Origin of the sequence: Desulfovermiculus halophilus DSM 18834, assembly GCF_000620765.1 — a bacterium.
GTDB lineage: Bacteria > Desulfobacterota > Desulfovibrionia > Desulfovibrionales > Desulfothermaceae > Desulfovermiculus > Desulfovermiculus halophilus.
In genome coordinates this window covers 1-3,188 of record NZ_JIAK01000055.1, presented here as the reverse complement: position 1 = coordinate 3,188, position 3,188 = coordinate 1, and the positions used below count along the sequence as shown (strand labels likewise).

At 43.3% G+C, this 3,188-nt stretch carries 4 protein-coding genes; 3 read left to right on the top strand and 1 reads right to left on the bottom strand.

All coding sequences use genetic code 11. The features are described from left to right. From N902_RS0114135 to N902_RS19510, 3 genes are all read left to right on the top strand, one after another. Nucleotides 1–643, top strand: a 643-nt coding sequence (locus tag N902_RS0114135; protein ID WP_027371436.1) for a dehydroquinate synthase/iron-containing alcohol dehydrogenase family protein, incomplete at its 5' end; no start/stop codon positions are given. Between the two features lie 997 nt (nucleotides 644–1,640). Continuing rightward, entirely contained in the window at nucleotides 1,641–1,790 is a 150-nt protein-coding gene (locus N902_RS19845; protein ID WP_153304243.1) for a hypothetical protein, read from the top strand. Nucleotides 1,791–1,805: 15 nt separating this feature from the next. Further along, on the top strand, nucleotides 1,806–2,060 hold the full coding sequence (locus N902_RS19510) for a DUF2188 domain-containing protein (protein ID WP_084288444.1): 255 nt from the start codon (nucleotides 1,806–1,808) through the stop codon (nucleotides 2,058–2,060). A gap of 287 nt (nucleotides 2,061–2,347) precedes the next feature. Here the strand turns inward: N902_RS19510 and N902_RS0114125 are convergent, their stop codons facing one another. Further along, nucleotides 2,348–2,893 (bottom strand): recombinase family protein, encoded by a 546-nt coding sequence (locus N902_RS0114125; RefSeq protein ID WP_027371434.1) that lies wholly within the window; start codon nucleotides 2,891–2,893, stop codon nucleotides 2,348–2,350. Nucleotides 2,894–3,188 lie beyond the last annotated feature (295 nt).

Below are 3,188 nucleotides of genomic sequence, written 5' to 3'. Positions count from 1 at the left end.
GGATGTTGCTATTAATGATCCGGTTTTCCATATGGGAATGCCTCGCTCATTGACTGCTGCTACTGGAATGGATGCTTTGACTCATGCCATAGAAGCCTATGTTTCCAAACAGGCGACGCCTGTTACAGATGTATGCGCTCTAGGGGCTATCGAACTTGTTGCAAAATGGTTGCGTCCAACTGTTGCGGATGGGACGAATTTAGAGGCGCGTTCTCAAATGGTTTATGCAGAGTATCTTGCTGGTATGGCATTTAATAATGCAGTTCTGGGCATTGTGCACTCGATGGCACATCAGGCAGGAAGTTTGCGTGATTTGCCTCATGGTGTGTGCAACGCAATTATTTTGCCTGTTGTGTGTGAGTATAATTTGCTGGCTGCCCCTGAAAAATTTGCAAAAATTGCTGAGTCCATGGGGGAGAACATTGACGGGCTCAGTATTTTGGATGCTGCTGACAAAGCAATTGGTGCAATCAGGCGGTTGGCTAAGGATATTGGTATTCCCGCGGGATTGGGGGAATTGGGAATATTGGAGGAAGACGTTCCCCAAATGGCAGACAATGCTTTGAAAGATGTATGTACTTTATTTAACCCCAGATCGGTTACGTATGACGACATTGTTAGGCTTTATAAGTCCATAATTTAGGTCGGTGTCTAAAGTTTGTAAGTTTTTGTAAACGCATATAAAATCTAATCTATTATTATCTTTTTAAAAATAAATAATAGAAAAAGTTGTTATTGTGGCCAGGCAATGAAGGTCAGTTTTTCCTCCTCCCCTGACCGGTAAGCAATAGATTCTTATGATGTATCGAGACTTTGCATAGCAAAGCCTATCTTTGCCTTTGCCTGGCCAATTTTTTTCTTAAGATAAGAAACACCTCAATTGTTATAAAAACTTCGAATAAAACAATAATTTATTAAATTTAAAATTATACTCTATAGATAGATTCTGAAGCGATGAAATCCATCGAAGGTTGGCGATTGTAAACTGAATAGCACTAATTTAAATGATGAGCTTTGAATTTCATGTTGATTCGCTAGTATAACGATCAATGTAATGAATCGCTCCCGAAAGCGTCCCCTCAGACCTATAGGTCAAAAGTAGAGCTAAATATTCGAAATCGCTAATCAGCGTGTCGCCGAAACCAGTGGTCATTTTTTTCTGCGAATTTGGAGTTCGGACTCCCCCTCCATCTCCTGAATATACACCTAAATGGGACAACTCCAAGGAAACTGGCAGGAGTCAGAGCAATTGTCACCTTGAGCCATCATGGGTATCGGCCCTATCTCCTATATTGTGTTGTTGATTTTGAAGGTCGCCAGAGGTAAACATTCGTCCATTCTTACTAACCCTGCAATCCGGAACACCCCAGCGGTCCCCCGACAAAGTATGGACGGCTTTATGCCAAGAATGCTTGGATGGTTTTGATCAGAATAAGCAGCCCAACAACTCTATCCTGCAGCTTCTTAGAACTTTCAAGACATTGTATGCCTATTATTTGAATGAACTGGCATGCGGTTTCCCCCCCCACTTGTTAAAACTTTTCAACAATAACTATTGACTAAACATTAAATAATCCTTTAATAATATGTTTGTTATTTTAATCTACAAATAATTAATTTATTTTCCGACGAAGAGCTTTGTGGCCACCAAAGAAGATGATCAGGTAGCTGAAGCCAGCGATCATATGCGCCACGTCAATCATTTTTGGCGGGAGCAAATTGTCTGGCGAGCAAGAGTCATCCGCAAAGCTGAGGATTGCAAAGCAAGAAGAAGAGAAACCATGACATAACCAACCAGGAGGAACATGGAGAGTAAACATAATCGCACTGTCTATCAACGTCCTGACGGCACCTGGGCCAATAAAGTCTTTGATGAGGAAATCCCAACCACCATCCATGAGACAAGGCGCCATGCTATCGCAGCCGCAAAAAGCCTCCTTCAAAACCAAGGCGGCGGAAGAATAACCGTTTTGGGACAAGATGGCGAAGTCATCTTCAAAACAACAGTCCCTTCAGCAAAAACAACCTATCCCATAAACAAAACAGCACATTGGCCTTAGAGACAAAACTCTGAGCCCCATCCATCAATCGAAAACGCCAGAATCATCCGGTAACGCGACAATGGCCGCAAGGGCAAACAGCACTATCTGACTTTGTACGATTGCGACGAAGCCAGAGCCAAAGGGGATTCTATCTGAATAGGTGGAGGGTTTTGAATCAACAAGGCCCGATGGGTTCAGGGAAACAACAATTGGTGGGTTTGGTATCAGAATCCCTGGCGGTTTTCTTTAGAACGAAATTCTCCTTAGATTGGCTGATCTTTCCAATCCTTGGCCATTATTATTCTTCAAGATTTTAAAATCCTATAAACCGAAGCGACCCCAATCCCTAATTCCTCCGCTATTTTTTGTTTTGCCATCCCCGCTTTAACAAGGGTCCTGACCTCTGTCGCTTTGGCTCTGGCGGTTGCTTTACGACCTTTATATTTCCCCTCCTGCTTTGCCTTCTCAATGCCCTCAGCTTGCCTCTCAAGCATCATTTTTCGCTCGAATGTAGCTATAGCCCCAAGCATGGTTAACATGAGCTTACCGGTGGGCGTAGAGGTATCCAGGTTGATATTCAACACGCTGAAGGTTACTTTTTTCTCCTGAAGGCAATCAACGATATCAAGAAGGTGCTTGGTGCTCCTTGCAATACGATCCAGTTTGGAAACAATTACCGTATCTCCCTCCCGAATGTAATCCAGCATAGCTTGCAGCTCTGGGCGATCTTTTTTGACCCCAGAGATTTTTTCCTGAAATATTTTCTCGGCCCCAGCTTTTTCAAGTTGGATCAATTGAGCATCAAGGCTTTGTCCAACAGTGCTCACACGTGCATAACCGATAATTGCCATATTCCCCCTCCTTTTTTCTATCAATGGATACAAAGACATTATGATAGATTTCTATCAAAAGTCAACAATGAACCCTATTGATAGGGGCGGAGAGGCTTTACGGGAGCTATCAAATGGCCATGCCTCAGTAATAGGAAACAATATGGTTGATTTTTCACTTTTGTGAATGAATGCACTTCTACCACCCCTCATTGATGTTTGGTCACGTCCTGTCAAGTGGTGTAAGAAGCCACCGGGGCCATTCTCCGGCTTAACTTATGCGGCTGAGGGAAGAGCTGGGGAGTCGTCCAGCTCT